At 64.5% G+C, this 22943-nt stretch carries 22 protein-coding genes and 1 pseudogene; 10 read left to right on the forward strand and 13 right to left on the reverse strand.

The genetic code is table 11. The annotated features are described in order from the left end of the window. The first annotated feature begins 8 nt into the window (after positions 1-8). Positions 9-824 (forward strand): gamma-carboxygeranoyl-CoA hydratase, encoded by an 816-nt coding sequence (locus JFU57_RS29085; RefSeq protein WP_201131658.1) that lies wholly within the window; start codon positions 9-11, stop codon positions 822-824. After that, the gene (locus JFU57_RS29090; protein ID WP_201131659.1) at positions 824-2779 is read left to right on the forward strand and encodes an acetyl/propionyl/methylcrotonyl-CoA carboxylase subunit alpha; all 1956 of its coding nucleotides are present in this window, start codon (positions 824-826) and stop codon (positions 2777-2779) included. Before JFU57_RS29085 ends, JFU57_RS29090 begins: the two co-directional genes overlap by 1 nt. A 51-nt stretch (positions 2780-2830) precedes the next feature. Here JFU57_RS29090 and JFU57_RS29095 read toward each other — a convergent pair whose 3' ends face one another. Beyond that, entirely contained in the window at positions 2831-3496 is a 666-nt protein-coding gene (locus JFU57_RS29095; RefSeq protein ID WP_201131660.1) for a LexA family protein, read from the reverse strand. A gap of 130 nt (positions 3497-3626) precedes the next feature. Here JFU57_RS29095 and JFU57_RS29100 point away from each other — a divergent pair, with 130 nt between their 5' ends. Beyond that, entirely contained in the window at positions 3627-3968 is a 342-nt protein-coding gene (locus JFU57_RS29100) for a DUF6124 family protein (protein WP_078473614.1), read from the forward strand. A gap of 490 nt (positions 3969-4458) precedes the next feature. Beyond that, on the forward strand, positions 4459-5610 hold the full coding sequence (locus JFU57_RS29105; protein WP_078473615.1) for a M14 family metallopeptidase: 1152 nt from the start codon (positions 4459-4461) through the stop codon (positions 5608-5610). Positions 5611-5652: 42 nt separating this feature from the next. Here the strand turns inward: JFU57_RS29105 and JFU57_RS29110 are convergent. Continuing rightward, a pseudogene (locus tag JFU57_RS29110) lies at positions 5653-6098 on the reverse strand (winged helix-turn-helix transcriptional regulator). Between the two features lie 104 nt (positions 6099-6202). Between JFU57_RS29110 and JFU57_RS29115 the strand changes: the two are divergent. Further along, positions 6203-7429: an MFS transporter gene (locus JFU57_RS29115; RefSeq protein ID WP_421549218.1), complete on the forward strand. Its 1227-nt coding sequence runs from the start codon at positions 6203-6205 to the stop codon at positions 7427-7429. Positions 7430-7447: 18 nt separating this feature from the next. On the opposite strand, the gene JFU57_RS29120 is transcribed toward JFU57_RS29115, so the two are convergent. Together JFU57_RS29120 and JFU57_RS29125 are read right to left on the reverse strand one after the other, a co-directional pair. Then, a complete protein-coding gene (locus JFU57_RS29120; protein ID WP_078473617.1) occupies positions 7448-7987 on the reverse strand; it encodes a cytochrome b in 540 nt (179 codons plus the stop codon). Beyond that, positions 7984-9072: a catalase family peroxidase gene (locus tag JFU57_RS29125; RefSeq protein WP_201131661.1), complete on the reverse strand. Its 1089-nt coding sequence runs from the start codon at positions 9070-9072 to the stop codon at positions 7984-7986. Before JFU57_RS29125 ends, JFU57_RS29120 begins: the two co-directional genes overlap by 4 nt. 168 nt (positions 9073-9240) lie before the next feature. On the opposite strand from JFU57_RS29125, the gene JFU57_RS29130 reads away from it, so the two are divergent. Together JFU57_RS29130 and JFU57_RS29135 are read left to right on the forward strand one after the other, a co-directional pair. After that, on the forward strand, positions 9241-9747 hold the full coding sequence (locus tag JFU57_RS29130; RefSeq protein ID WP_078473619.1) for an RNA polymerase sigma factor: 507 nt from the start codon (positions 9241-9243) through the stop codon (positions 9745-9747). After that, on the forward strand, positions 9744-10496 hold the full coding sequence (locus JFU57_RS29135) for an anti-sigma factor family protein (RefSeq protein WP_201131662.1): 753 nt from the start codon (positions 9744-9746) through the stop codon (positions 10494-10496). Before JFU57_RS29130 ends, JFU57_RS29135 begins: the two co-directional genes overlap by 4 nt. Positions 10497-10511: 15 nt before the next feature. On the opposite strand, the gene JFU57_RS29140 is transcribed toward JFU57_RS29135, so the two are convergent. The 7 genes from JFU57_RS29140 to JFU57_RS29170 all read right to left on the reverse strand — a co-directional run bounded on the left by JFU57_RS29140 (position 10512) and on the right by JFU57_RS29170 (position 17124). Beyond that, entirely contained in the window at positions 10512-11501 is a 990-nt protein-coding gene (locus tag JFU57_RS29140; RefSeq protein ID WP_201131663.1) for a Csu type fimbrial protein, read from the reverse strand. 28 nt (positions 11502-11529) lie between these two features. Then, complete coding sequence (locus JFU57_RS29145) at positions 11530-13887, reverse strand: fimbria/pilus outer membrane usher protein (protein WP_201131664.1); 2358 nt, start codon at positions 13885-13887, stop codon at positions 11530-11532. Between the two features lie 196 nt (positions 13888-14083). Further along, a complete protein-coding gene (locus JFU57_RS29150; protein ID WP_201131665.1) occupies positions 14084-14878 on the reverse strand; it encodes a fimbrial biogenesis chaperone in 795 nt (264 codons plus the stop codon). A 43-nt stretch (positions 14879-14921) separates the two neighbouring features. After that, the gene (locus JFU57_RS29155; protein WP_078473623.1) at positions 14922-15422 is read right to left on the reverse strand and encodes a Csu type fimbrial protein; all 501 of its coding nucleotides are present in this window, start codon (positions 15420-15422) and stop codon (positions 14922-14924) included. A 4-nt stretch (positions 15423-15426) separates the two neighbouring features. After that, on the reverse strand, positions 15427-15963 hold the full coding sequence (locus tag JFU57_RS29160) for a Csu type fimbrial protein (protein ID WP_201131666.1): 537 nt from the start codon (positions 15961-15963) through the stop codon (positions 15427-15429). A 20-nt stretch (positions 15964-15983) separates the two neighbouring features. After that, on the reverse strand, positions 15984-16523 hold the full coding sequence (locus JFU57_RS29165) for a spore coat protein U domain-containing protein (RefSeq protein WP_078473625.1): 540 nt from the start codon (positions 16521-16523) through the stop codon (positions 15984-15986). A 100-nt stretch (positions 16524-16623) separates the two neighbouring features. Beyond that, positions 16624-17124 carry a Csu type fimbrial protein gene (locus JFU57_RS29170; protein ID WP_421549222.1) on the reverse strand — a complete coding sequence of 167 codons (501 nt, stop codon included), beginning with the start codon at positions 17122-17124 and terminating at the stop codon, positions 16624-16626. 307 nt (positions 17125-17431) lie between these two features. On the opposite strand from JFU57_RS29170, the gene zapE reads away from it, so the two are divergent. Together zapE and JFU57_RS29180 are read left to right on the forward strand one after the other, a co-directional pair. Beyond that, the gene (gene zapE, locus JFU57_RS29175) at positions 17432-18571 is read left to right on the forward strand and encodes a cell division protein ZapE (RefSeq protein WP_201132226.1); all 1140 of its coding nucleotides are present in this window, start codon (positions 17432-17434) and stop codon (positions 18569-18571) included. A 92-nt stretch (positions 18572-18663) separates the two neighbouring features. Then, positions 18664-19977: a leucine-rich repeat-containing protein kinase family protein gene (locus JFU57_RS29180; protein ID WP_201131668.1), complete on the forward strand. Its 1314-nt coding sequence runs from the start codon at positions 18664-18666 to the stop codon at positions 19975-19977. Between the two features lie 51 nt (positions 19978-20028). On the opposite strand, the gene JFU57_RS29185 is transcribed toward JFU57_RS29180, so the two are convergent. After that, on the reverse strand, positions 20029-20733 hold the full coding sequence (locus JFU57_RS29185) for a YebC/PmpR family DNA-binding transcriptional regulator (RefSeq protein ID WP_020296803.1): 705 nt from the start codon (positions 20731-20733) through the stop codon (positions 20029-20031). A gap of 121 nt (positions 20734-20854) precedes the next feature. After that, positions 20855-21715 carry a LysR substrate-binding domain-containing protein gene (locus tag JFU57_RS29190; protein ID WP_201131669.1) on the reverse strand — a complete coding sequence of 287 codons (861 nt, stop codon included), beginning with the start codon at positions 21713-21715 and terminating at the stop codon, positions 20855-20857. 81 nt (positions 21716-21796) lie between these two features. On the opposite strand from JFU57_RS29190, the gene JFU57_RS29195 reads away from it, so the two are divergent. Next, positions 21797-22939, forward strand: a complete 1143-nt coding sequence (locus JFU57_RS29195; RefSeq protein WP_201132227.1) for a 2-aminoethylphosphonate--pyruvate transaminase — start codon at positions 21797-21799, stop codon at positions 22937-22939. Positions 22940-22943 lie beyond the last annotated feature (4 nt).

Here is a 22943-nt window from a genome sequence, read left to right on the forward strand (position 1 = left end):
AGACCAAAATGACCGACTTCAATACCCTGGAACTGCTGACCGACCCGCGTGGCTTTGCCACCCTGTGGCTCAGCCGTGAACAGAAGAACAACGCCTTCAACGCAGAAATGATCCGCGAGTTGATCATCGCCCTCGACCAGGTGCAGAGCGATGCCAGCCTGCGCTTTCTGCTGCTGCGCGGACGGGGCAAACACTTCAGCGCCGGGGCCGACCTGGCCTGGATGCAGCAATCGGCGGAACTGGACTACCACACCAACCTCGACGACGCCCGGGAACTGGCGGAGTTGATGTACAACCTGGCCAAACTGAAGATCCCGACCCTGGCCGTGGTCCAGGGTGCGGCCTTTGGCGGAGCCCTGGGCCTGATCAGTTGCTGCGACATGGCGATCGGCGCCGACGAGGCGCAGTTCTGCCTCTCGGAAGTGCGCATCGGCCTGGCGCCGGCCGTGATCAGCCCATTTGTGGTCCAGGCCATCGGTGAGCGCGCTGCTCGCCGCTACGCCCTGACCGCCGAGCGCTTTGGCGGCCAGCGGGCCCGTGAAATAGGCCTGCTGGCGGAAAGCTACCCGGCCACCGAACTGGCGCAACAGGTCGAACTGTGGATCGACAACCTGCTGCTCAACAGCCCGGCCGCGATGCGTGCCAGCAAGGACCTGCTGCGTGAAGTGGGCAACGGTGCCCTGACCCCGGCCCTGCGTCGCTACTGTGAAAACGCCATTGCGCGGATTCGGGTCAGCGCCGAAGGCCAGGAAGGCCTGCGCGCCTTCCTGCAAAAACGCCCGCCCAGCTGGCAGGCCGAGACGACCACCAAGGAGCCACGTTGATGAGCGCCCCTGTTCTTACCACCCTGCTGGTGGCCAACCGCGGTGAAATCGCCTGCCGCGTGATGCGGACCGCCAAAGCCCTGGGCCTCACCACCGTGGCCGTGCACAGCGCCACTGACCGCGATGCCCGGCACAGCCGCGAAGCGGATATCCGCGTCGACCTGGGCGGCAGCAAGGCCGCTGACAGTTACCTGCAAATCGACAAGCTGATCGCCGCGGCCAAGGCCAGCGGCGCCCAGGCGATCCACCCTGGCTATGGCTTTCTCTCGGAAAACGCCGGCTTTGCCCGGGCCATTGAAGCCGCCGGCCTGATCTTCCTCGGCCCGCCCGCCTCGGCCATCGACGCCATGGGCAGCAAATCGGCAGCCAAGGCCCTGATGGAAGTTGCCGGCGTGCCTCTGGTGCCCGGCTACCACGGCGAAGCCCAGGACCTGGAAACCTTCCGCGACGCCGCCGAGCGCATTGGCTACCCGGTGCTGCTCAAGGCCACGGCGGGCGGGGGCGGCAAAGGCATGAAGGTGGTGGAAGAGGTCAGCCAACTGGCCGAGGCCCTGGCATCGGCCCAGCGTGAAGCACAGTCGTCGTTCGGCGACTCGCGGATGCTGGTGGAAAAATACGTGCTCAAGCCGCGCCACGTGGAGATTCAGGTGTTCGCCGATCAACACGGCAATTGCCTGTACCTCAACGAACGCGACTGCTCGATCCAGCGTCGCCACCAGAAAGTCGTCGAAGAAGCCCCGGCCCCGGGCCTGAGCGCTGAGCAACGCCAGGCCATGGGTGAAGCCGCGGTCCGCGCCGCTCAAGCCATTGGCTATGTTGGCGCGGGCACGGTGGAGTTCCTGCTGGATTCGCGCGGCGAGTTTTTCTTCATGGAGATGAACACCCGCCTGCAGGTCGAGCACCCGGTGACCGAAGCCATTACCGGCCTCGACCTGGTGGCCTGGCAGATCCGTGTCGCCCAGGGCGAGCCTCTGCCCATGACCCAGGACCAGGTGCCGCTGCGGGGGCACGCGATCGAAGTGCGGCTGTACGCCGAAGACCCGGGCAACGATTTCCTGCCGGCCACCGGGCGCCTGGCCTTGTACCGTGAATCGGCGGCAGGGCCGGGGCGCCGGGTCGACAGTGGGGTCGAGGAAGGCGACAGCGTGTCGCCCTTCTACGACCCGATGCTGGGCAAGCTGATTGCCTGGGGCGAGGACCGCGAACAAGCGCGCCTGCGCCTGCTGGCGATGCTCGATGAGTTCGCCATCGGCGGCCTGAAGACCAACCTCGCCTTCCTGCGGCGCATCATTGGCCACCCGGCGTTCGCCGCCGCCGAACTCGACACCGGTTTTATCCCGCGCTACCAGGATCAGCTGCTGCCGGCACCGACTGCCCTGGGTGACGAGTTCTGGCAAGCGGCGGCCCAAGGCTACATCCAGAGCCAGCCCGACCGGGTCCGTGACGATGACCGACACTCGCCGTGGGCCAGTGCCAGTGGCTTTCGCAGCGGCCTGCCGGCTCAAACCACGTTGCACCTGAGCTGCGATGGCCAGGACCAGGCGATCCAGCTGGGCGCGCCAAACCCGGCGCTGAAGCTCAAGGACCAGACACTCAGCGTCGAGCATCAGGGCCTGCGGCGCCAACACCGGGCGATCCGCCAGGGCGACGCGCTGTACCTGCAGTGGCAGGGGGAAATGCGCAGCATCACCTTGTACGACCCGATCGCCGCAGTGGACGCCAGCCATGGCCAACAAGGCGGCCTGACGGCTCCGATGAACGGCAGTATCGTGCGCGTGCTCGTTCAGCCCGGGCAAAGCGTCGAGGCCGGAGCGCAACTGGTGGTGCTGGAAGCCATGAAGATGGAGCACAGCATCCGCGCCCCGCACGCCGGAGTGATCAAGGCGCTGTATTGCCAGGAAGGCGAGATGGTCAGTGAAGGCAGCGCTCTGGTGGAACTGGAATCTGCCGAGTAGAAAGCCAAGAACCGTTCCCACTGCAGTGTGGGAACGGTCCTTATTTGCTGGTTAGAATTTCGCGGTAGCCTGCATCACCACACCAATGATCCGACACTCATCGCTGTAGAGCATCTTCGGATAGGTGGGGTTGAGCGGCACCAGGAACCGCTGCCCGCCCTCCTCCACCAGCTTGCGGAAGATCGCTTCGTCATTGCCCGGGCATTGCACAATCACCAGCTTGCCGGGGACGGCCTCGACCGCCGTGTCCACCAGCACCAACATGTCCTGGCCGATACTGACGCCACTGGGCGCGATCATCGCGTCGCCTACCACCACTAACCAGAACGCCGCGCCCTGAGCCTGGTAGTCCGACAGCTCGTAGCGTTCGGCCGCATAGAGCGCCTGCCCGTCTTCACGAACCTCACCGACGTCGCGCCAGTCACTGACCGGGTAGCGAAAGTACGGGTTGTACTTTTCGATCAGCGACGGTTCGTCGGTCAGCGGCAGGCCTTCGTCGTCCACCAGGGGCTTCTCGCGAATCACCAGAGCGACCTCGAGAAAGCCCATGCCGATTTCATCGAGCACGCGGTTCATGTCCTCGATCTTGGGCTGGCGGCGTTTGCTCAGCCAATGGCCGATGCCGCCCTGGGACATGCCTAGGCGCTCTGCGAGTCTTTCTTGTGTGACCTTGCGGCCTTTCATGTTGGCTTTAACCAACTCGATCCATTTGTCCATGGCCGGAACAATACGTTGTGTATTTCCGCCCTCAACACACAACTTGTAGTATTTGAAATCTCGTCACAAATACAATAAGTATTAGTCTTGTCTGGACCTCTTTCCTCTTTTCAACAGGGCAGATCGATCCATGAATACAACTCGCAAGGACGTGCCGGAAACCGACTCCGAGAGCCACCTGAGCTCACTGCAAGGCAGCCACGCAGCTCGACGGGCGATGGACTATTACTTGAAACCGATTATTTCCGAATCCGTGGAGCCAGAGCGGCTGTTCGAGGTCAGGCGGTCGATCAGCAGCGAGGAAGCCATGATTCACGCTTCCGACCTGCTGCGCTGTGCTGCTGCCACCGCGTACGAGGCGGCCAACCACTTGCGCGGGACGCACCGCGACCTGACGTTTTCCGTGGTGCACATGATCGACCTGGCCAAGGCGCTGGTGGACCGGTGCGTGGAAGGCAGCAAGGAAGAATGATGGGGAACGGGACATGGGCGCCGCGCCGGTCGCGAAATGGCCGGACAGCGGGCAAAGGGGAAAATATTTTCTATCGGCAAGGGAAAAACATTTGACTTGCAAATGATAATGATTATTATTGCATGCAGCTGGTCGCGAGATCAGTCGATAAACCAAGGGACCTTAGGTCGGACTCTTGGAATATCTCCTCATCAGGCTAATCACGGTTTTTGACCCGGCTTTTTGCCGGGTCTTTTTTTTTGCCAGTTATTCTGGCTAGGCTTCAGGCTAATGAAGTCGGGTACATCTGAATTCGATGGCGGCGATGATATCAAAAGAATATTTCATTGCAACACAACGCCCGTCGTAAAAGGCCCAACTATCGTAAAACAGCGCTTGAGAATCAATCGCATAGCCTCTAAGCTGCTTTCGCGTCAAGGACGACGCCCCCTACTTTATTCGCGCCCAGTGTGTAAAGTACGGCCATAAAAATCATATTCAGGAATCGATTATGACCGTGGCCAAAAGCTCTTTTCAGATCTCTGCCGACTTCGACAGCGGCAACATCGATGTACTCGATATCAGCAATCCCCTCCAGGCTTCCCTGGCCATCAGGCCCGATACCCGCAGCCCGCACTTCCAGTGGTTCCACTTCAAGGCCAGCGGCCTGCACATCGGCCAGGAACACTGGTTTCGCCTGACCAACGCCAGCAAATCCTCATACAGCAGGGCCTGGACCGGCTATCAGGCTGTGGCCTCCTACGACCATGTGAACTGGTTTCGCATCCCGACCATTTTCGAAGGCGACGCCCTGCGCTTCAATCTTGAAGCCACCCAGACCCACGCCTGGTTCGCCTACTTCGAACCCTACAGCCGCGGCCGTCATGACTGGCTGATCGAACAGGCACTGGGCAAGGCCGGCACCGAACTGCTGGCCACGGGTAAAAGCGTCGAGGGCCGGGACATCCAGCTGTTGCGCAAAGGCAGTGGCGCCGAAGGCCAGCGCAAGATCTGGATCATCGCCCAGCAGCACCCCGGCGAACACATGGCCGAGTGGTTCATGGAAGGTGTGCTCGAGCGCCTGCAGCGCCATGACGATGCCGAGCTCAATACCCTGCTGGCCGGGGCCGATCTGTACCTGGTGCCGAACATGAACCCCGACGGCGCCTTCCATGGTCATCTGCGCACCAACGCCATGGGCCAGGACCTGAACCGCGCCTGGCAGAACGCCAGCCAGGAATTGAGCCCGGAAGTGTTGTTCGTCCAGCAGCAAATGCAGAAATACGGCGTCGACCTGTTCCTCGACGTGCATGGCGACGAAGAGATTCCCCATGTGTTCGCCGCCGGCTGCGAAGGCAACCCAGGCTACACCCCGCGCCTGGAACAGCTTGAAGAGCAGTTCCGCAGCCACCTCAAGCACCAGACCCGGGACTTCCAGACCACCCACGGCTACCCGCGCTCGCAGCCGGGCCACGCCAATATGACCCTGGCCTGCAACAGCGTCGGTGAGCAATACGATTGCCTGTCGCTGACCCTGGAAATGCCCTTCAAGGACCACGACGACAATCCCAACCCCTACACCGGTTGGTCCGGCAAGCGCTCGATGCAGCTGGGCAAGGACGTGCTGAGTACCTTCGCCAGCCTGGTCAACAACCTGCGCTAACCCCGCGGTGCGGCTGCATGAGGCAACTCACGCAGCCGCGCTTCACTGCGCCGGCAGGCGCAGGCAATCATCCGGCCCCAGCAGGCGTCCATCCGCCGCACGCAGCTCCAGCGCCTGCACCGGCTGCCCGTTTTCGCGGTCGACCACCCGTGAATGCGCCTCCCCCGCCTCGAAGAAAAACGCCTCCCCCACTGGCGCAAGCCGATGATCAGGGGGAAAAGGCCCTTGCCCTTTTCCGTCAGCACGTACTCCTGGTAGGCACTGCCATCGGAAGCCGGCACCACCTGGAAAATCCCGTGGTTCACCAGGGTGCGCAGGCGAGCGGCGAGGATGTTTTTGGCCATGCCCAGGTTGCGCTGGAACTCGCCAAAGCGGCGGATGCCATCAAAGGCGTCCCGGACGATCAGCAACGACCACCAATCACCGATGGCATCCAGTGAGCGGGCGACCGGGCATTCGGCGCCTTGCAGACGTGTGCGTTTGACCATGGGTGGGGTTCACTCCGGGCTTTCAGAAAAGTGGTTGCAATATAAAACCAGTCTCACTAGGGTACAAGTGGTTTCATAACGCAACCACTTACAGCGAGCCCAGCATGCCACACCCAACTTTGCCCTCATCTGAACCTCCCCTGTCCGCCCCCGGCATCCGCGCCTCGGTGGTGCTGCTGTTCGCCGTCGCCTGTGGCCTGGCAGTGGGCAATGTGTATTACGCCCAGCCGTTGCTGGACGCCATGGGCCAGGCCTTTGGCATGCCGGCGGCCAGCGTCGGCGGCGTGGTCAGCCTGACTCAGGTGGGGTATGGGCTGGGCCTGTTGCTGTTGGTGCCCCTGGGAGACCTGCTCAACCGCCGGCGCCTGATCGTCGGCCAGACGTTGCTCTCGGTCGTGGCGCTGCTGGTGGTGGCGCTGGCCCCGAGCAGTACCTGGCTGCTGCTGGGCATGGCCGGCTGCGGCCTGCTGGCGGTGGTGACCCAAGTGCTGGTGGCCTACGCCGCCAACCTCGCCGCGCCCCATGAGCGGGGCCGGGTGGTGGGCATGGTCACCAGCGGTATCGTGATCGGCATCCTGCTGGCCCGCACCGTGTCCGGCAGCATGGCCGACCTCGCGGGCTGGCGCTCGGTGTACCTGCTGTCGGCCGGGCTGACCCTGCTGATGGCTGTGCTGCTGTGGCGAGTGCTGCCGAAAACCGAACAAAAGCCGGCCGCCAGCCACTATGGCCAGTTGATTCGCTCGATGTTCAGCCTGTTCCGCGAAGAAAAGGTCCTGCGCGACCGGGCGCTGCTGGCGATGTTGATCTTCGCCGCCGGCACCGTGCTCTGGACCCCGCTGGTGCTGCCCCTGAGTGCCCCGCCGCTGTCGCTGTCCCACACCGAGATCGGCCTGTTCGGCCTGGCCGGCGCCGCCGGAGCCCTGGGCGCTGCCCGGGCCGGGGCCTGGGCGGATCGCGGTTGGGCGCAGTGGACCAGCGGCCTGGCCCTGGCCCTGATGCTGGCCTCCTGGCTGCCCATCGCGTTTACCCAGTCCTCGCTGTGGGCGCTGCTGGTGGGTGTGATCACCTTCGACCTGGGCTTGCAGGCGGTGCATGTCACCAGCCAGAGCCTGATCTACAGCGTGCGCCCTGAAGCCCAGAGCCGCCTGGCCGCCGGTTACATGGTGTTTTACTCGATCGGCAGTGCCGGCGGCTCGATCGCCTCGACCACCGTGTATGCCTGGGCCGGCTGGACCGGGGTCTGCCTGCTGGGCGCGGCGATCAATGGCCTGGCGCTGCTGTATTGGCTGTGGAGCCTGGCGCCGCAAAAGCAGGCACTTTGTGCTTCCTGAAACGACGCCCGCGCCCCCTCAGCCCTTGCCACGCAACATGCTTTGCAGCACCCCGTCACGCCGGACCCAGCCGTGAAACAGGGCCGCCGCCAAATGCAGCAGCACCGTCAGAAACAACAAGTAGGCGAGCAGACCATGGGCCTTGCGCAACACTGCGAAGACCTGGGCATTGGCCGGCAGGATCGCCGGCAGTTGCCACGCACTGCCGAGCATCACCGGGTCTCCCGCCGCCGAGATCATCGCCCAGCCCAGCAACGGCAGAATCAGCATCAGTGCATACAACAGCAAATGCGAGGCCTTGGCTGCCAGCACCTGCCAGCCCGGCAGGTCGGCAGGCAGCGGCGGCTGCCGGGTGGAAAAGCGTACAAACAGACGTACGATCACCAGCAGCAAAATCGCAATGCCCAGGGGCTTGTGCAGGTGGATCAGCCATTCATGGCGCTCGGACACCGAGGCCACCATGCCGGCGCCGATAAACAGCATGGCGATGACCATCAGCGCCATCAGCCAGTGCAGCAGCCGCGCCAAGGGCGCGAAGTGGTTCGGGTGGGCGCTCATGGGCGGGCCTCCTGGGACGGCAATTGGCTGACTTCACTGGTGCGGCGCAGGTAGGAACTGGCGTACGCCGCCGAACGCGCGGCCAGCAGCGGGTCGTCGGAGCCTTCAATCCCGGCGGGCAGAACCAGCGGGTCGTAGTTGATGTCGCGGCATTCGCCATTGTTTTGCGCCTGGGTGCTTTGCAGCACCAGGGTCCCGGCATTCAGCACCTTGCGGTCGGCGGGCCAGGCCTTGCTCGCATCGACCGTGGGGTCGCCGGGGTTGGCCAGGGTGATCATCAACTGCCATTTCAACGGCCCGGCCGCGAGGCGCTTGACCAGGTCCTGCTGCAGAAAGTCAGCCCCCTGGGGAGCATTGACGTCGGCAGCGTCCCGGGCCTCCGGCACCACGCCCCAACGTACCGCCTGGCGCTGACCGCTGGCGTTCACCAGGTAAAACGCATTGATGCCGTTGTAGGTCTCGGTGGCGTAGCTGGCCGAGGGTTTGGCGCCCTTGACCCATTGCAGGAACGGCGCCGTCTCCGGATGGCCGGCAAAGAATGCCGGCATGCTGGCCGGGTTGGGCTTGCCAGTGGCCGGGTCGGGCGAACTGGCCTGCTGCATTTGATAGAAGGCTTCGGGCGTTCCCACCGGGAACAGCGGCATGCTGTTCATCCCCGTACGCCACTGCTGGCCGTTGGCCTGGGTGAAACGCAAGGCCAGGCTGCGGATCGGCACGCTGCTGTCGGGCGCATAGGGGTTGCCGCTGGGCAAGGCGAACCGCCCGACCACCGGGGTCCGGGCTGCGCTGAAGACCTGGGCGCTGGAATAGGCGCGGGCCTCGGGGCTGCTCTCGAAGTAGCCGATCACGCACACGCCCTTGGCATGGTTGCGACGAAATCCGGGATGCACCCCGTTGTTTTTCTCCAGCACGTCCACCAGGGCCTTGGGCGTCAGCCGCTGTGGGTCCAGGGTGCCGCGCACGTAGGCGAAGGCGCCGGCCACGGCGACCACCACCAGGGCGATCCCGGCCAGGCGCAGGACCAGGCTGCCGGTGCCCAGGGGCGGCGGAGTGGGCGGCGAAGGCGGTGTCGGGTGATCAACCATGAAAAACTCCAGGGCCGTGGGCCGCAGGTGGCAAGGATCAGACAGACGCAGGGCAACGGGCTTTATTCCATGGCGCGGTGTTTATTTTTCCGGCCGGGGAATAACCTCAGGCGTCGGGCGTCTTCCTAGGCTCAAGCGTAGTGACTGGCCAAAAACCTGCAGGAACCCATGAACGAACTCGATCAACAGTTGCGCCTGCTGATTCCCCGGCTGCGGCGCTTTGCCGTGTCGCTGACGCGCAATCCCAGCAGCGCCGACGACCTGGTGCAGGCGTGCCTGGAGCGGGCGCTGACGAGTTGGACCGACAAACGGCCCGACGGTGACTTGCGTGCCTGGCTGTTCGCGATCCTCTACCGACAGTTTCTCGATGCCCATCGCCGTTCCCGGCGTTACGCGCGAATGCTGGCGTTCTTTACCGGCCGCGACGACAGCCAACCCTCAACGGAGCGCACGGTCCTGGCCCAATCGGCCCTGGCCGCCTTCGACCGCCTGAGCACCGAGCAGCGCGCCCTGCTGCTGTGGGTTTCGGTCGAGGGGTTGAGCTACAAGGAGGTCGCCGAGATTCTCGACGTCCCCACCGGCACCGTGATGTCGCGCCTGTCCCGCGCTCGCCAGGCCCTGCGCCAGCTCACCGACGGCGAAATCCACAGCCCTTCTTTGCGGATACTCAAATGATCAGCCTGCCCCCCAGCGAACACGACCTGCACGCCTACGTCGACCATCGGCTCAGTGACAGCGACCGGCGCCTGCTGGAGACCTACCTCGGTTCCCACCCGGAACTGGCCGCGCAGGTGCAGGCCTGGCAGCAGGACGCCCAGCACCTGCGCGCGGCCCTGGGCGGTGCCTTGCAGCAAGCGCCAAACCCGCAGTTGGACCCGGTGCAGATTCGCCAGCGTCTCAAGCACCAGGTGCGGCGCCAGTTGGCCAGCGCGGCGTTGCTGCTGATTGCCGTCGGCCTCGGCGGTTTCAGCGGCTGGCAGGCGCGGGAGATGACCCTGGCCAACGGCACGCCACCGATGACCGACGCCCTGCAGGCCTACCGCCTGTTCGCCCAGGAGCAGATCCTGCCGGCTGATTTCAAGGTGGATGACAGCCGCACGATGCAAACCTGGCTCGACCGCTACTTCACCCAGGCCACTCGCCTGCCGGACCTGCAAAGCGCCGGGTTCAAGGCGGTCAGCGCACGCCTGCTGAGCACCGAGCAAGGACCGGCGGCGATGGTGCTGTACCAGGATCCCGACGGGCGCAAGCTGAGTTTCTATATTCGCCCGCCGGGCCCGCAGAACAAACTGCTGCCCCGAGGCAGTCGCCGCGATGGCGAGTTGCAGGCGGTGTACTGGTCCGACAGCGGCTACAACTACGCCATGGTCAGCCCGACGGACTCGCCGGCGGCGCAAATGCTGCAACAGACCCAACGCTTTTAAGCCCTGGCCGGCGCGTTAAAAGCCCACATCCAGCACCACGTTGTCGAGGTAGGTGCCAGCCGGTGGCGTGGCCTGGTCGGTGTAGATTTTGGCGTTGTAGTTGAAGATCTGGCTGCCCGTGCCCAGGCCGTTGCCGGGGAAGACCTCGGCATCGGTACTGGCGCGCCGGGCCGCGCCGACACTGCCCCAGCGGGTGCTGCCGGCGCTTTTGAAGATGTCGTAGGCCAGGTAGTTGCTACCGGAAATCATCCGCCGCCGACCGCCCGCGCTGAGCGGTTGCTGGCCATCGCTCAGGCCCACCGTGTAGGCGCTGCCCTTGGTGCACATGAGGTTGATGGTCTGCCCGGTGACGGTGGCGAAAGCGCTGATCACCGGGGCGCTGCCGAAACTGATATTGGGCGCGGTAATCACGCAATCGTTGGACACGGTCATGGTGACGGTCAGGGACTTGGTCCCGCTGCCGATGTCCCGCCCCAGGCATCCGCCCAACACGGCAATCCCGGAGCAGTAGTTCCAGTTCCAGAAGATGCTCAGGTTTTCGGTATAGACCCCCGCCGCCACGTTGCTCCCGGTGATGCTGCCCAGGTAGATCGGCACCTGCTTGGCCACGGTCGGGCTGCCCAGCAGCCCCAGCAGATCGATAATCGAATTGCGTCCGAAATCGAATGGCGTGCCCCGGGTAATCGGGTAGCTGGTGCTGTTGTTGCCATACAGGGTGTAGCCGATGACGTCGCCCGTCGGCCCCAGCAGGCCGCTCTGGGTCGAGGTGATGGTGGCGTAGAAATGGTCATTGGTGGCCAGCACGGACAACAGCGAGCCGGTGCAGCTCAAGCCGGCGTTGAGGCTGGAACTGGGCTGGCTGGTGGTGCGCACGGCAATCGAGCTGATGGTGCCAAACGCCGCCGGGCTGGTGGTGACCGTGGTGCACAAGGCCAGTGCCGGATACGGCAGCAGCAGTGCCAGGCCGCCCAGCACCCCTGTCCAGCGGTGGGTTTGCCCTTGCATGTCGAACCTCCTTTTTGCGTGTCCGGCCTCATTGGCACAGTAAGGGCCCGATGAGCGGCACCTGTTGCTGTTGCATATCCACGGGAAATTGCGCGCTGCAGGTCTGGCCGTCGGCCAGGGTCACGTGCAAGGTGTTCTGCGGCGCCAGGTTCTCCAGGTACACCAGGCCGTCCCAGCCGACCACCGCCCAGGTCCCGCTCTGCTCATGCTGGACGCTGCTGCCCAGGGGCAATTCCTGCTGCCGGGCATCCACCAGCACCACGCTGGCGGCGATGATCCGGCTCAATGGAAACTCCAGCAGGTAGCCGCTGCCGCGCCGCACGGCGATCCGTTGCTCGACATTCGGGCTCTGCACGTTGGCCGGCAGGTTCAACGGGTCGATTTCGTACTTGCCGCGGTAGTAGGCACTGCTCCAGGGCACCAGCAGGTGGCCGTTCTTGTCGGTCTGGCCCACCAACTGGTTCTCGTAGCGCACCGGGATATCCCGGTAACCGTCGGTACTGACCACCACAAAGGCATCGTCGATGCGGTTGGCGGCGAACACCTGGCGGTCCATCCACACCAGCGAACCGCTGGCATCGGCCCAACGGCTCTGGGCTTCGCTGCTGCCATAGACCCCGGCCTGCAACTGCACCGATTGCAGGCGCCAGGTCAGGTCGGCCTGACGGTAGGCCGGGCCGTCGCCATGGGCATAACCGAGGTTGAAACCGACCCCGCCCTCGCTGGGCACCGAGCGGCTGTAGTTGACCCGCTGGCGATTCTCCCCGGCCTTGCTGCGCTCGTTGCCGATGCTCAGGCTGCCGCGCAGGTCGAAGGGGATCACCAGTTGCGCCTGCATCGCCCAGTCGCTGTCACCGATCTCGCGGTTGGCCGACAGGTAGAAACTGCTGTTGCCCCACAGTGACTTGCTCCAGGTCAGGTTTAGCAGCCGGGTGCGCGAATCATCGGCGGCGCGCACATCGAAATAGCCCGCACCGAGGCTGCCGTAACGCTCGAGGTTGAGGCTCAGGGTGACTTGCTCGCTGCGCTGGCTGAGGCTGGCATAGGGGCTGTCGACCACGGTCAGGTCGGCATAGCGGTCATGGCGCTGCATGCGTTGGTACGCCAGGCTGTAGCGCTGGCTGCTGTATTGATAGCCGAAGCTGAGTTGCTGGCCGCCATCGCCGTCGAACCGGCTTTGGCTGAGGGCGGTGTTGAGCACACCGAAGTTGCCCAGGCGCAGGTTGCCCCCCACCCCACCGAGGGTCAGGGAGTCCGAGGCTTCGGCGTGGCTTTCCAGGGTCAGGCTGTCACTCAGGCCGTAACGCAGGCTGCCCGAGGTCACGCCGGGGCCATAACCGAAATCGCGCACGGTGTAGTCTCGGCGCAGGGTCCCGGCGGCCACCGAGAAATCCGTCAGGCCTTTTTGCAACAGGGTGCTGGTGACGTAGAACGGCACCGTGGTCGACACCTGCCGCCCCAGGGCATCGGTGGTCACCACCACCGCCTCTCCCGCTCCGTTGATAAACGGAATGTTGGTCAGGGTATAGGGTCCGGGTTGCAGGTCGGCACTGCTGGACTTGTAGCCATTGATAAACAGATCGACCGAGGACGGTACTGCCGCTTCCCCGGCGAACTGCGGCAAGGGGTAGGTCACCAGGTCCGGGCGCACGCCAAAGTCCCGGGACAGTTGCACCCCGCCCAGGCGCACCGAGTTGCTCCAGGGCAATGCGCCGCTGACCAGGTCCCCGGCCTCGTACGTCAGCATCCGCACATCGTCGGAGTAACGCCACGTGGTGTCATAGCGCCGGTAGCCGTTATTCAGGGTACCGTTGCCAGCGCCGGACAGCGTGCGCCGGTACTGCCCGGTATTGGACAGCGTGCCCCAGCTGTCGAACAGCCGCACCTCGTTCCAGGCCGCGAGGTAGGTGCCGGCATCATCGGTGTCATTGAGGTACAGATCGTAATTGAGCAAACCACCGAAACTGGTGCGGGCCTCGGTCTGCGGATAGGCCTGGCGACTGCCGACCCACTGCTCGGGCAACCAGTTCGCCGGCACATTCAACAGCAGGCGCTGGCCCTGGCTGTCGTACTCGCTGTGCAGCCCGGGCAGGCTGTCCAGATCGATCTCGTCAGGCAAGGTCTCGGGCAGTTTCATGCCGCTGGCCCGCAGCACGCTGACCGGCACCAGGAAATGCCCTGCCCGCTGCTGCACCGGCACCACCTGCCCGGTATTGAGCTGATTGACCACCAGTTCCAGATACAGCTGCGCATCGGTTACGGCCTCCAGGCTCGTGGGCGGCGGCGGCAGGTCGCCCGCCTGGCTCTCAGGCGCCAGCAGCAACCCGCACAGGCCGCTGGCCAACCAGGTTGAACGCCAGAAACAGCGAGCCGACCCCTGGCTCATGTTGAGTGTGCGTCCATCTATGGACATCTCCATCCCGAGACAAGCGGCCCGCCTTGTCCCTGTCCACTGGCGAGCACTCCGGCTCCGGCCAGCTGTGTGACTTGGTCCTTATCCGGGGCGCACGCACCCACAGCCGCGCGACCACCGACAGCGCGCGAGCCGGCTTCAGGACCACCTGGTGAATCAGCTCAGCGGGTTAGCGGGTCGGCGCCAGACTCTGCACCTGTGGCGCGCCGTTGACCCGCCATTGCAGGGTCGAGTCGCCGGCCAGTGCCTCGGGGGCCGGCCAACGCATCACCGCCCCCGGCAGCACATACCCGAGCAGGCCCTCGACCAAGGGCTTGGCCTGCCCCGCCTGCTTGAACGCCACGTCGGTCAGTCGCGCATGCACCGCGCCCTGGTTGCGCACCTCGACATAGGAGCGCCCGTCCGCCGCCACTTTGCGCCAGCTCAGGTCCGGCACTCCGGCCCCCTTGGGGTCGCGTTTGCGGGTGGTGTCTTCCTTGCTCCAGAGCCCGGGGCCGTAGGCGAACAGCGGCACCGAATAGCGCATCTGGAAACGAATCGCGGCGGCAGTCTTGTTGTCACCAGTGGCCTCGACCGGCGCGGCCGAAGGGATCTCATCGATGATGATGCGGTAGGCCAGCTCCTGGCCCGGCGGCACTTCGCGGGTTCGGGTCAGGCGCACCAGCTGCTTTTGCCCGGGCTCGATCTTGGCCACCGGCGGGCTGCCGATGACGTCGCGCTGGTTCTGGTACTGGTCGGCGAAACCGCTCTGGTTCCAGGCAAAGACCCGGATCTGCAGGTTCGCGGTCTCGGTGCCGCGGTTTTCCAGCCACAGGGCGCTGGCTTGCTGGTCCGCTTCGAGGACCGGGTCAATCGGCCAGATCAGCACCGAACTGGCGGCCTGCACCTGGCTCGCCCCCAGCAGCACCAGCCCCAACAGCGCGCAACGCGCGCGCCGCACCTGCGCAAGTAAAGGTGAAGACATACTGCAACTCCTTATGCCCTAAGGCCTTGATCGCTCAGCTCCATCACCACGACAGCTGCACCTGCAGCACATCGCTGTATGTCCCCCCAGGCTGATTGCCCGGCAATTGCACCTGCCCATAGATCGGCAGGCTGATGTTATTGGCATCGCTGTAGGCCACCGCCACGCTCTGGCCGATACCCAGGCTCTGGCTGTAGGCCGCATCGCGAAACAACTGATACGCCACCCGCGCACTGCCGCTATTGAGCTGCATGTGCCGCCCGCTGCTGTTGTACTGCCCGCCGTCGACGGTCATGTTCAGGGTCACCCCCGGCGTGCATTGCAGCTGTACCCCGCCGCTCAGCGCGACCCTCACGGTGCTGGTGGACAGCGCCGACAGGCTGCCGAACCCCAGGTTGCCGTAGTTCGAGACCCCGCCCACCACCAGGCAGCCGGCGGTCACGGTAGCGCTGACCTGGAAGCTCTGGCTGGTCACCGCCGCCAGTGGCGGCGGGACACTGCAGGCACAGAGCACTGCCAGGGCCGCACAACGGTGGCGGGCCATGGCATCAGAACGTCAGTTCGACGGCGATGGTGTCGCTGTAGTTGCCCGCCGGCAGCCCGGCCTTGCCCACTGCCTTGCCGTACAGGTTGACGGTCTGCGCCACCCCGGTGCTGGCGGCGAGGGTGATCACTCCGTCGATGGCCAGCAATTGCGAGTGCCCGGTATCGGTGTACAGGTCGTAGGGCACAAAGTTGCCATTGCCATCGGCCAGGGCCCGCGAGCCGCCGCTGGACTGGCCGTCATGAGACCCGGCACGGACCTTGATCGCCGGGGTGGTGCCGGACGAGCAGAGAATCGACAGCGCCCCGCCGCCACCGCCGAGCACCTGGCCATCGGCCTCGGTGAACAGACTGTTGGCGGTGCCGAAGCTCAAGGTACCGAAGTTCAACGACGAACTGCCGCCGACGCCATTGACCTGGCAACTGCTGATCAAGGTCAGGGTCGAGTTGATCTGGCCAGTGACGGTGGTGGCGGCCTGGGCCGTTGAAACCATGGCCAGGCCCAGCAATGACCAGCCGATTCGAGATACAAGCGCGTGCATGATGTCCTTCCTCATTTGAGTTACCAATCCAGGGTGATCGTCAGGATGTCGGTGTAGATCCCCGCCGGAACCGCACGGGTGTTTGCGACCACCGAGCCGAACACCGGTATGGGCACCTGGGTTCCGTTGGTCACCGCAAAATTGCGTTGCTGGCCGATGCTGTAACTGTCGGTTCCGGAAGCATCGACGAACAAACGATAGGGAATGGTCTGCCGGCCGTTGCTCAAGCGCCGGGTGGTGCCGTCGCCGTTGAGGCCGCCATTGATGGTCACGGTGAAACCGGTGACCGAGGAATTGCACGCAACGTGCAACTGATCGTCGGCGCTGTCACTGAGGCTGGCGTTGATCGGGCGAGTCCAGGTCGGGCCCTGCTGGCCGAAATCCAGCATCCCCGGATCACTGACCGGGCTCCCCGGGACATCGCCGGTGCCACTGCTGACCTGGCAACTGGCGGTGATCACCAGGCGCGCGTCGATCTGCCCGGTGATCGCCGCGTATGCGTCGTCAGCCAGCAGCAACAGCGCGCCCAGCGCCACCGTGGTCCAGGTTCTGCGTGTCATCGCTCCCATCCTAATTCCATCAGGACTCCTGCATTGCCGCTCACCGCGAGCGACTTCCCTGCCTGTCCGGATCCACCGGAACAGCGCTATCCACCTGGGGTTACCAGGTGACCGTGACCTTCACCACATCGGAATAGAGACTGGCCCGGGGGACGCCGGCCAGCGGTTCGATACGCCCATACAAAGGCAGATCCACACTCCCCGAGTCGGGCACCCGGCCACTGACCGACACATTCACCGGCAGGGCAATACGGCGGGCGGCGTCCTGATACAGGCGGTAGGGGATGGGTGGGGTCGAGGGCTCATTGCTCGCCAGGTAACGCACGTCGCCCACGCCGCCATGCAGGCCACCGTCGACACGCAGTTGATAAGGGGTGTCCGGGTTGCATTCCAGGCGTGGCAAACGGCCGTTGATCAGGGCCGCGCCCAAGGGGCCGGCGGGGTCGTCCAGGCGCGCAGCGCTGCCAAAGTCGAGGACGCCGAGCTGCTCGATGCCGGCCTCGCGTGGCTGACCGATCAACTGGCAGCCGCGCTGCACATCGACCCGGACCTGCACCTGCAGGTCTGCGGCCGACGCGTTGCTGGCGAGCAGCGCGCTCATGGCTGCCAAAACCGAAAATCCATTCAAACCCCAGTCCTTTTGAGGAATCCGTTCTGGGTTGAAGGTTAGCCAGCGAACGATAAACGTCCAGTCGCCCCGGACGATTGGATCCATTGAAAATGGACTTACCTGAGGTTGAAAAGGGTTTTAGCCCAGGTTTTACGGGACATAAAACCTATACAGGCGGTAACTTTCTGTCTCATTTATTTTCGGGTTTTGCATGAGACTGGATGCACAGTTTTGTATTGGTTAAATTAGCGCGCCAGTTCCAGGGGGAGCGGCTCTGCAACACATCGGGGTGAATTCATTGGCCGCCTTACCGCCAAACCGCTCGCAACGCACATCCAAATGGCCACGCCTGCGCTCGCTGCTGGGCAAGGCGTTCGCCCGGCCGGCGGCTAACAGCGCCAGCACCCGATTGATCCACGACTACTTCCGGCACAAGGCCCAGGAGCAGGGCTATACCCTGAGCCACAGCCAGCAGCGGGTGATCGATTGCATGGCGCAACTGGCCAACGCCCTGCTCCGGGGCCATGGCCAGCAGGTGCGCAGCCTGTACCTGCATGGTGCGGTGGGCCGGGGCAAGAGCTGGCTGCTGGATGGGTTCTTCCGCGCCATCCCCCTGGAGCAGAAACAGCGCCTGCACTTCCACGACTTCTTCGCCCAGCTGCATCAGGGCATGTTCCGCCATCGGCAGCAGCCAGATGCCCTGGAAACCACCCTCGACGAGTTGCTGGAGCACTGCCAGGTGCTGTGCTTCGACGAGTTCCATGTGCATGACATCGGCGATGCAATGCTCATCACCCGCCTGTTCAAGGCCCTGTTCAAGCGCGGCATCGTGCTGCTGGTGACCTCCAACTACCCGCCCGAGGGGCTGCTGCCCAACCCGCTGTACCACGCACGCTTCAAACCGGTGATCGACCTGATCAACGCGCGCATGCAGGTGATGGAAGTCGGCGGCCCCCACGACTATCGCAGCCAGGCCCGCACCCACACCCAACAAGTGTTCACCCAGGGCCACTACATCTGGCCCGGCACGGCACAGCAGCGCCAGGCCTTGCAGTTGCCGGACCGCAACACCGCCGCCTTTGCCCTGACGGTGGGCGCGCGGGTGTTGCAGGCGCGGCTGTGCGACCAGCGCAGTGTGCGTTTCGAATTCAGCGACCTGTGCAACCAGCCGACCGCGGTCATGGATTACCTGGAACTGAGCCGGCGCTTTGATACCTGGATCATCGATGAGCTGCCGGACCTGGGCGAATGTTCGATTGCCGCCCAGCAGCGCTTTATCAACCTGATCGACGTGCTCTACGACCAGGACAAACGCCTGCTGCTGATCGGCGAACTGCCCCTGCGCGAAAGCCTGGGCGGCAACGCCATTGATCTGGCGCGAACCCGCAGCCGCCTGGGGCAACTGCTGGAAATCGGCCCCGAGACCCCGCTCGGCTGAGGGAGTGATCGCCGCCCCCAGCGCCAGCCGCTATCATGGCGCCCTTTTGCGCGGCTCCAGGGTCGCCTTCCTGCCGAGTGTCGGAGCTGTTCATGAATACCCTTGCTCAACTGCAAGCCGGCCAATTGGCGGGCATCAAGCGCCTGGACCTGAGCGCCGGGCTGACCGAGTTCCCCCGGGAAATCTTCGACCTGGCAGACTCCCTGGAGATCCTCAACCTCAGTGGCAACGCCCTGAGCAGCCTGCCCGACGACCTGTACCGACTGCCGCACCTGCGGATACTGTTCTGTTCCGACAACCTGTTCAGCGAACTGCCGGCCTGCCTCGGCCAGTGCGCCCAACTGAGCATGATCGGCTTCAAGGCCAACCGTATCGAACAGGTGCCGGCCGCTGCCCTGCCACCGCAGCTGCGCTGGCTGATCCTGACCGACAACCGCATCAGCGAGCTGCCTGACGAACTGGGCCGGCGCCCGCTGTTGCAAAAGCTGATGCTGGCGGGCAACCGTCTGACCCAGCTGCCGCCGAGCCTGAGCCAGTGCCACAACCTGGAGCTGCTGCGGATCGCCGCCAACCAGTTGCGGGAATTGCCGCCGTTCCTCCTCGCCCTGCCGCGCCTGACCTGGCTGGCCTACGCCGGCAACCCGCTGGAGTCCGAGGCCGATGCCGCGGCGCTGGAGGCCACGCCGAACATTCCCTGGAGCGAACTGCAGTTGCAGCAGCGCCTGGGCGAAGGCGCCTCGGGGGTGATTTATCAAGCCCAATGGCAACCTGCCGGGCACGCTGCGCGGGCAGTGGCGGTCAAGCTGTACAAGGGCGAGATGACCAGCGACGGCTCGCCGCTGCATGAAATGAATGCCTGCATCACCGCCGGCCGGCACCCGAACCTGATCCGCGTCGAAGGCCGCGTGGTCGGGCACCCCGAGGCGCAAAATGGCCTGGTGATGCAACTGATCGACCCCAGCTACCGCAACCTGGCGGGGCTGCCGAGCCTGGCCTCCTGCTCGCGGGATATCTACGCCGACACCGAGCGTTTCGATGGCCCGGTAACCTTGCGTATCGCCAGCGGTATCGCTGCGGTCGGCGCCCACCTGCACGCCCAGGGCATCACCCACGGCGACCTGTACGGGCACAACACCTTGTTGAATCAGCAGGGCGATTGCCTGCTCGGGGATTTTGGCGCGGCCTCGTTCCACGTCACCCAGGACACGGCTCAAACCCGAGCCTTGCAACGGATCGAAGTGCGGGCCTTCGGCATTCTGCTGGAGGAGTTGCTGCAACGCACCGACAGCGGCCTGCGCGACCAACAACGAGAGGCTCTGGAGCAACTGGTCAGCCGCTGTTGTCAGCCAGAGGTGCTGGCGCGGCCGGGCTTTGAAGAGGTTCTGGAGGTATTGCGCGAGGTTTGACTTGGGCGACGCTGGCGGCCGCTGAACTGAACGGCCGCCAGGGTCTGCGTCTTAACCGGCCAGACCGACGAACATGTCTTGCACGTCGTCATGGTTGTCCAGGCCTTCGAGGAAGGCTTCGACTTCGGCCATCTGCTCGTCGGTGAGGCCGCTGACCGGGTTTTTCGGCTGGTAGCCGAGCTTGGCCGAGAGCACGGTGAACCCTTGCTCGGGCAGGGCTTTCTGCACGGCATCCAGGTCCGCAGGCTCGGTCAGGAACAGGGTCGCGCCGTCTTCACCTGGCTCGAAATCCTGGGCCCCGGCTTCGATGGCGGCCAGCTCAGGGTCGGCGTCCGGGCTGTCAGGCGATGCTTCGATCATGCCGACGTGGTTGAAGTCCCAGGCCACCGAGCCGGAAGCGCCCAGTTGGCCCTTGCGGAAGGCCACGCGGATTTCAGCGACGGTACGGTTGATGTTGTCGGTGACGCATTCAACGATCAGCGGCACCTGATGCGGGGCGAAGCCCTCGTAAGTCACGCGATGGTATTGCACGGTTTCGCCCAGTTGGCCGGAACCTTTCTTGATGGCACGCTCCAGGGTCTCACGGGGCATCGAGGCCTTTTTCGCCTGCTCGACCACCAGACGCAGGTGCGCGTTGGTCGAGGTGTCTGCGCCGTTGCGTGCGGCGATGGTGATCTCTTTCACCAGCTTGCCGAAGATCTTGCCCTTGGCGTTGGCTGCTGCTTCTTTGTGTTTAACCTTCCACTGTGCGCCCATTACTCACTCTCTTGATCGATGGCGTCGAGTTGGATTTGGCCGACGCGATGGGCAAGTTTACCCGTCCTCAAGGCGCCAATCGACCAAAAAGTCAGATCGGCGATGGCGCCAGGGCGGGCCCTTACTCCGCTGCCAGTTCGAAGAACGCCTGGATCAGGCGCAACTCCCGGCGTCGCTCCATGCACCCCAGCCAATGCCGGTTGAGCAGGCCCTCGCCAATGATCGGCAGCGCCCGCACCCGTGGGTCGGGGCTGACCTCCACCGACGACACCACGCCCACCCCCAATTGGGCCGCGACCGCCTCGGTCACGGCCTCGCGGCTGTCCAGCTCCAGCAACACCCGAGGGTTGACCTGGGCCAGGGCGCAGGCCTGGTCAAACGTGCGGCGAGTGGTCGAGTTCGGCTCACGCAAGACCATGATCACCTGGTCCAACTGTTCCAGAAGCACCCCTTCGGGCCGGGCCAGCCATGGATGATCGGCCGGCACCAGGGCGCAGATCCGCGACTCGCCCAAGCCGTGCAAATGCAGGCCCTTGCGCGGCTCGACTTCGGTCAGTACCGCGACATCGGCATGTTCGGACAGCAGCGCCGCCAGGGTTTCCTGGGCATTGCCCAGGCGCAGGTTGACGGTGATGCCCGGATACCGCGCGCGCAGGCGAGCCAGCAGCGGCATCACCAGGTGCGGCCCGTCCGCCGCCACCTCCAGGCGTCCGCTCAGCAGCTGGCGGTTGGCTTCCAGCAGCGCCTGGGCCTCTTCCGACAAACTGAACATGGCCCGGGTGATGGCCGCCAGCTTGATCCCCTCCTCCGTCAGTTCGACCCGGCGTGCGGTCCGCCGCAACAGGGTGATCTGGTAGTGCTCCTCCAGCGCCTTGATGTGCCCGGTGACCGCCGGCTGGCTGATAAACAGCCGCGCCGCGGCCCGGGTAAAGCTGCCTTCACGGGCCACGGCATCGAATGCGCGGAGTTGGAATAAATTCATATCTATCAGCCTCACTTATCGCTGGCATCACAACAAACAATTTGATTGATGACAAGCCAAACTGCAATTTAGGCCCCGTAGATTTCACCCCACAGCGCACCTGCGAGGACCCCGCATGACCACCGCCGCCCCCTTCTGCTCACCCCTGGCCCCCTGACCACCTCGGCGCGTACCCGTCAGGCGATGTTGGTGGACTGGGGCTCATGGGACGAAGGCTTCAACCAGCTGACCGCCAGCCTCTGCGAGCAATTGCTGGCCATCGTCAACGGCACCGACAGCCACCATTGCGTGCCCCTGCAAGGCAGCGGCACCTTTGCCGTGGAAGCCGCCATCGGCACCCTGGTACCGCGCGATGGCAAGGTCCTGGTGCTGATCAACGGCGCTTATGGCAAACGCCTGGCGAAGATCTGCGAGGTGCTCGGCCGCAACTATCTGACCTTTGAAACCGCCGAAGACCAACCGACCACCGCCGCCGACGTCGAGCGCCTGTTGCAGGCAGACCCCGGCATCACCCATGTGGCGCTGATCCACTGTGAAACCAGCACCGGCATCCTCAACCCGCTGGCGGACATTGCCCAAGTCACGGCCCGCCATGGCAAACGCCTGATCATCGACGCCATGAGCTCGTTTGGCGCGCTGCCGATCGATGCCCGGCAGGTGCCATTCGACGCCCTGATCGCCGCCTCCGGCAAATGCCTGGAAGGCGTGCCGGGCATGGGCCTGGTCTTCGCCCGCAAGGACGCCCTGGCCCAGGCCGCCGGCAACAGCCACTCCCTGGCCATGGACCTGTTCGACCAGCACAGCTACATGGCCAAGACCGGCCAATGGCGCTTCACCCCGCCGACCCACGTGGTCGCGGCGCTGCACGAAGCGCTGTTGCAGTACGCCGAAGAAGGCGGCTTGCCGGCACGCCATCAGCGTTATGCCGATAACTGCCAGGCCCTGATCGAGGCCATGGTCGCCCTGGGCTTTCGCCGTTTTCTACCGGCACAGATCCAGGCGCCGATCATCGTCACCTTCCATGCCCCCAAAGACCCGCGCTACCAGTTCAAGGCGTTCTACGAGCGGGTCAAGGCCAAGGGTTTCATCCTCTATCCCGGCAAGCTGACCGAGGTCGAGACCTTTCGCGTGGGCTGTATCGGTCACGTCAACCCGGCCCAGATGCAGGCTGCGGTGGCGGCCATCGCCCAGGCGCTTGAAGAAATGCAGGTGCTGGAAATCTGACACC

Source organism: Pseudomonas sp. TH07 (assembly GCF_016651285.1).
In the GTDB taxonomy this organism is placed as follows: Bacteria; Pseudomonadota; Gammaproteobacteria; order Pseudomonadales; family Pseudomonadaceae; genus Aquipseudomonas.

Bases quoted from the DNA above. Each gene is read 5' to 3' on its own strand.
- JFU57_RS29085 (WP_201131658.1), top strand. From the start codon at position 9: ATGACCGACTTCAATACCCTGGAACTGCTGACCGACCCGCGTGGCTTT.
- JFU57_RS29090 (WP_201131659.1), top strand. From the start codon at position 824: ATGAGCGCCCCTGTTCTTACCACCCTGCTGGTGGCCAACCGCGGTGAA.
- JFU57_RS29095 (WP_201131660.1), bottom strand. From the start codon at position 3,496: ATGGACAAATGGATCGAGTTGGTTAAAGCCAACATGAAAGGCCGCAAG.
- JFU57_RS29100 (WP_078473614.1), top strand. From the start codon at position 3,627: ATGAATACAACTCGCAAGGACGTGCCGGAAACCGACTCCGAGAGCCAC.
- JFU57_RS29105 (WP_078473615.1), top strand. From the start codon at position 4,459: ATGACCGTGGCCAAAAGCTCTTTTCAGATCTCTGCCGACTTCGACAGC.
- JFU57_RS29115 (WP_421549218.1), top strand. From the start codon at position 6,203: ATGCCACACCCAACTTTGCCCTCATCTGAACCTCCCCTGTCCGCCCCC.
- JFU57_RS29120 (WP_078473617.1), bottom strand. From the start codon at position 7,987: ATGAGCGCCCACCCGAACCACTTCGCGCCCTTGGCGCGGCTGCTGCAC.
- JFU57_RS29125 (WP_201131661.1), bottom strand. From the start codon at position 9,072: ATGGTTGATCACCCGACACCGCCTTCGCCGCCCACTCCGCCGCCCCTG.
- JFU57_RS29130 (WP_078473619.1), top strand. From the start codon at position 9,241: ATGAACGAACTCGATCAACAGTTGCGCCTGCTGATTCCCCGGCTGCGG.
- JFU57_RS29135 (WP_201131662.1), top strand. From the start codon at position 9,744: ATGATCAGCCTGCCCCCCAGCGAACACGACCTGCACGCCTACGTCGAC.
- JFU57_RS29140 (WP_201131663.1), bottom strand. From the start codon at position 11,501: ATGCAAGGGCAAACCCACCGCTGGACAGGGGTGCTGGGCGGCCTGGCA.
- JFU57_RS29145 (WP_201131664.1), bottom strand. From the start codon at position 13,887: ATGAGCCAGGGGTCGGCTCGCTGTTTCTGGCGTTCAACCTGGTTGGCC.
- JFU57_RS29150 (WP_201131665.1), bottom strand. From the start codon at position 14,878: ATGTCTTCACCTTTACTTGCGCAGGTGCGGCGCGCGCGTTGCGCGCTG.
- JFU57_RS29155 (WP_078473623.1), bottom strand. From the start codon at position 15,422: ATGGCCCGCCACCGTTGTGCGGCCCTGGCAGTGCTCTGTGCCTGCAGT.
- JFU57_RS29160 (WP_201131666.1), bottom strand. From the start codon at position 15,963: ATGCACGCGCTTGTATCTCGAATCGGCTGGTCATTGCTGGGCCTGGCC.
- JFU57_RS29165 (WP_078473625.1), bottom strand. From the start codon at position 16,523: ATGACACGCAGAACCTGGACCACGGTGGCGCTGGGCGCGCTGTTGCTG.
- JFU57_RS29170 (WP_421549222.1), bottom strand. From the start codon at position 17,124: ATGAGCGCGCTGCTCGCCAGCAACGCGTCGGCCGCAGACCTGCAGGTG.
- JFU57_RS29180 (WP_201131668.1), top strand. From the start codon at position 18,664: ATGAATACCCTTGCTCAACTGCAAGCCGGCCAATTGGCGGGCATCAAG.
- JFU57_RS29185 (WP_020296803.1), bottom strand. From the start codon at position 20,733: ATGGGCGCACAGTGGAAGGTTAAACACAAAGAAGCAGCAGCCAACGCC.
- JFU57_RS29190 (WP_201131669.1), bottom strand. From the start codon at position 21,715: ATGAATTTATTCCAACTCCGCGCATTCGATGCCGTGGCCCGTGAAGGC.